We start from the raw sequence: 3,607 nt of genomic DNA, 5'->3' as shown, positions 1-3,607 counted from the left end.
TGTGCTCTACTTACTCTCAGTCCGCGTGCCAAGAGCGCGTGGTGTGGCCTAACATCTCGTTCAAGGCGGACGGCTTCGCCGCCGCTTAACTCCAGCGTTAGGCTCACCATGAACATCTACGTGCCTTTGATCTCAGCATTAGTTGGCACACTCATCGGTGCTGCGGCTTCGGTCGTAACTGTCATTGTTCAAGCCCGCTACCAAACCAAGCGCGAGCTGGTCAAAGATGCCGTTGCTCTCGCACTGGAAGACTGGAAAACGCGCTTGTCCTTGGTCACACAAAAGGGTGGTGTCGCTTTGCCACTCGCTGTCTTTGTGCAGTACCACACCAAACTCATCCAACTCGCAGAGCAGGGCGCCATCACGCCCGAATCCATCTGGGCGCTCAACGAAGAGCAAGAGCTCCTCATCGCAACAATCCGTGAGGTTCATCGTGGAAAATCGGCTGCGCAAGCCTAACCACTCGTTCGAGGCGGACGGCTACGCCGCCGCTCAACTCCAGCGTTAGGCAGGGAAGGTGCAACACATGTCGCAAGTGCTCGCTGGTGTTGCGCTTGTAGGTTTCGTCGTCGCTTGGATCACTGCCGTGCTGGCTTGGTTTGCGAGCATCGTCTTTGGCTTCAAGGCCATTCGGCGCACGCGTCCCGGTGTCAAGCTTTGGGGACGCGGCACAATGTGGAATCCGGCCAACGTACTGCTCAACTCCAACTTACTCACTGAGGAGGGCCTTCGATATCGACGTAAATGTTTCCTGTCTGTCGGGGTCTTCATCGCCTGTGTGGTCATCCCTCTCTTGGTCGCAGCAGTTACAGGGCAACTCAAGTAGGCTGGGCTGCCTAACATTTCGTTCAAGGCGGACGGCTACGCCGCCGCTTAACTCCAGCGTTAGGGGGCCAAGATGAATTACGTACCCACTGTCTATGTGATTCTAGCCATGGCCTTCTTGGCCCTGAGCGTCGCAAGGTACGTCAGTCTGAGGCGCGTGGTAACACGTTTAAAGCAAATTAATATGTCTAAATGGGTCGAGATGGGCAGCCCGGAACCTACATTTTTTAGCCGGTTTCGTGACTACACCACTTGGCAACCAACAAACTTACGCGTACCAACTACGGTGCACACCGAATTTTCAATGTGGCTAGGTGAGCGCGATTACGAGCGCCTGAACGACGTCGAGATCACTGTAAATGCTCAGCGCTACAGGCTGATAGGTAACGTTCAATTCGTAATTTCCATCGTCGTAGTTTGCGCGTTTCTCTACTTTCGATTTGTGGCTCACCGAGTGGCCCCCTAACCACTCGTCCAAGCGGACGGCTACGCCGCCGCTTAACTCCAGCGTTAGGCCTCATGAAAAGCATCGTCGCCATCATTGCCCTCTTCGCAGGATCAGCAGCTGGTTCAGCCTCCACCATTCCAGACAGTGAGCTTAGTCTTGGAGGAGTGGCGCTCGGCGATTCTGAGACGCGAGTGTTGGCCGTGCTCGGCCAAGCAGCAAGGCAATCTGACACTGGTGAGGGCATTACTCTTGAATACGCTGGTCTGACTGTGCTAGTCGGCTGGCTCGAACCATCTGTACCGGGCAAGCAACGTCACGTTCTCCAACTCAACGCCACCGGATCCAATGCTTGTACCCCTTCCGGCGTTTGCCCGGGCATGCCGGTATCAAAGGTCGTGGCCGCCTACGGCCAACCTATCAAGGCCACGCGGGAGTCTGGTAGCTTCTTGGAGTTCTACAGCGACCAATCTTCTTGTTGGCTTCAGGTACGCACGTCTGAGGACACGATTCGTTCAATCAGTGCAGTGTGCCAACCATGAGGCCTAACTGCTCGTTCAAGGCGGACGGCTCCGCCGCCGCTTAACTCCAGCGTTAGGCACCACACCGAGACTTCAATGGACTGTCCTCGCTGCAAAGAGCAACTCGACGCTCTATCCGTTTTGCAGAACGGCGCATTCTCTTGGCCGGAGCTAAGCGCCTTCTGGTTTGTCTGCCCATACTGCGACGATGGCAGCCACTTCCGCGCTCAGGATCATGGGCTTTCGCTCATTCGGATTCTTGGCCCAGGCCCAGAATGGGAAGTCATTGATGCATTACATGTTTCTAGTCTTACAGTCCGCACAGATCCAAGCTTTCTGCATATCTGGCTCGGTCAGGCGCACTTCGAGTTTCCTGCTCGTGGCGCCTAACATTTCGTTCAAGGCGGACGGCTTCGCCGCCGCTTAACTCCAGCGTTAGGGCTATGAGCATCCCTCCTTCAGTCCGCGTCACTTCTGTACTAGCAATCGCGGTCCTTGTAGCTAGCGGTTTCTGGCTCGGCGCATTCGCATGGTTTGGCGGCTTCCTCTGGGTCAAACAACTTTTTGGCTGGTCCGCTCTTACTATTGGCCTTGTAGTAGCCGTATTTCGCTGGCGGTCCGCGCCACATCGTTGGCCTTGGCATACTGTCTTCTTTGTCGTGTCGCAGCTTCTGTTTGTCGCCGCTGTTGCAGCCGGCCAAGTGTTTTACGTTGGCCCCAGCAGCACAACTGAAGCCGCACACCTTTTTGGTGTCGCTATGCAGGGCTGCCTGTGAGTTCGCGCCCTAACTACTCGTTCGAGGCGGACGGCTACGCCGCCGCTCAACTCCAGCGTTAGGCCGCATGAAACCCGAAGTCACCAAGCGCTACGCAATCTTGCTGGTTGTAGTCATTGCAGTAGCGCTGCTGCTTTCGCTCGTGTGGCACGTTCCATATGTCTATACGCTCATCGGTTTCTCCGTATGGGCGTTCGTGGGTCATCTGCTCACTGCCGACGACGATGCTCGTGGTGGGTGGAGCAATCCGGATGGCTCGCTCCCTTTCCCATGGATCGAGCTACTCATCAGGGCTCTTGTTCTCGGCACGCTGTGTACGCTGGCAGCCCTTTCTCCAGCAATTCGTGGTCTTGGTGGGCCGTCGTGAGTAGCATGCGGTCTAACATCTCGTTCAAGGCGGACGGCTACGCCGCCGCTTAACTCAAGCGTTAGGGGGCTTGGGAACAGTGTTGCGCCTGCAAGTTGCTAACTGGCACATTGAGTGCGACCCGAATGCAACTCGCGCAGCCTATGCGTCGCTGCCAATCGGCACGGATTGTTCATGCGATCAATGCCGCAACTTCAATGCCGCAGTGGGTAAAACGTTCCCTCCGGAATTCGTAGCGCTCGCCGCCTCCTTGGGCATCAACCCATCCAAGCCTTCGGAGCTAATGCACTGGTGTCGTGAGCCATCCGGCCTCTACCTTACTGGTGGGTGGTTCCATTTCGTTGGCCGTATTGTTTCGGGAGCCGATGCGCACGAGCACGAGGATGGCACTGGCGTCATTCAGTACCAACAGTTTTCGCCAGACGTCGAGGTTGGCCTGAGCCGCCATATCAGCTTGCTGCCCAAGACGTTCTCTGGACTTGCGGTCTCCCAACTGGAGTTTCAGACTCGTGTGCCATGGGTGCTGGCAGATGTCGAGCCCGCCCCCTAACAACTCGTTCAAGGCGGACGGCTTCGCCGCCGCTTAACTCCAGCGTTAGGCTCATATGCACATCCCTTTCTCGGTGCCGGACATTCCTGAGCTAGACGCGCTGCCCGACAGTGAGCGGACGCG

5 protein-coding genes are annotated in these 3,607 nt (G+C 56.5%); all 5 read left to right on the top strand.

Going from position 1 to position 3,607, the window contains the following annotated elements; all coding sequences use genetic code 11:
- Window positions 1-108: 108 nt before the first annotated feature.
- Window positions 109-459: a hypothetical protein gene (locus tag ASG75_RS16335; RefSeq protein WP_157616948.1), complete on the top strand. Its 351-nt coding sequence runs from the start codon at window positions 109-111 to the stop codon at window positions 457-459.
- 67 nt (window positions 460-526) lie between these two features.
- Window positions 527-826 carry a hypothetical protein gene (locus tag ASG75_RS16330; RefSeq protein ID WP_157616947.1) on the top strand — a complete coding sequence of 100 codons (300 nt, stop codon included), beginning with the start codon at window positions 527-529 and terminating at the stop codon, window positions 824-826.
- A 518-nt stretch (window positions 827-1,344) separates the two neighbouring features.
- Window positions 1,345-1,812 (top strand): hypothetical protein, encoded by a 468-nt coding sequence (locus tag ASG75_RS16325; RefSeq protein WP_157616946.1) that lies wholly within the window; start codon window positions 1,345-1,347, stop codon window positions 1,810-1,812.
- Between the two features lie 822 nt (window positions 1,813-2,634).
- A complete protein-coding gene (locus ASG75_RS16690; RefSeq protein WP_235580202.1) occupies window positions 2,635-2,934 on the top strand; it encodes a hypothetical protein in 300 nt (99 codons plus the stop codon).
- Window positions 2,935-3,016: 82 nt separating this feature from the next.
- Window positions 3,017-3,484, top strand: a complete 468-nt coding sequence (locus ASG75_RS16315; RefSeq protein WP_157616945.1) for a hypothetical protein — start codon at window positions 3,017-3,019, stop codon at window positions 3,482-3,484.
- Window positions 3,485-3,607 lie beyond the last annotated feature (123 nt).

It is taken from the genome of Rhodanobacter sp. Soil772 (assembly GCF_001428385.1).
Classification (GTDB): Bacteria; Pseudomonadota; Gammaproteobacteria; order Xanthomonadales; family Rhodanobacteraceae; genus Rhodanobacter.
Note: the sequence above shows the minus strand (reverse complement) of the source record. Positions and strands in the feature narration are given on the sequence as shown.

Bases quoted from the DNA above. Each gene is read 5' to 3' on its own strand.
- ASG75_RS16335 (WP_157616948.1), top strand. From the start codon at position 109: ATGAACATCTACGTGCCTTTGATCTCAGCATTAGTTGGCACACTCATC.
- ASG75_RS16330 (WP_157616947.1), top strand. From the start codon at position 527: ATGTCGCAAGTGCTCGCTGGTGTTGCGCTTGTAGGTTTCGTCGTCGCT.
- ASG75_RS16325 (WP_157616946.1), top strand. From the start codon at position 1,345: ATGAAAAGCATCGTCGCCATCATTGCCCTCTTCGCAGGATCAGCAGCT.
- ASG75_RS16690 (WP_235580202.1), top strand. From the start codon at position 2,635: ATGAAACCCGAAGTCACCAAGCGCTACGCAATCTTGCTGGTTGTAGTC.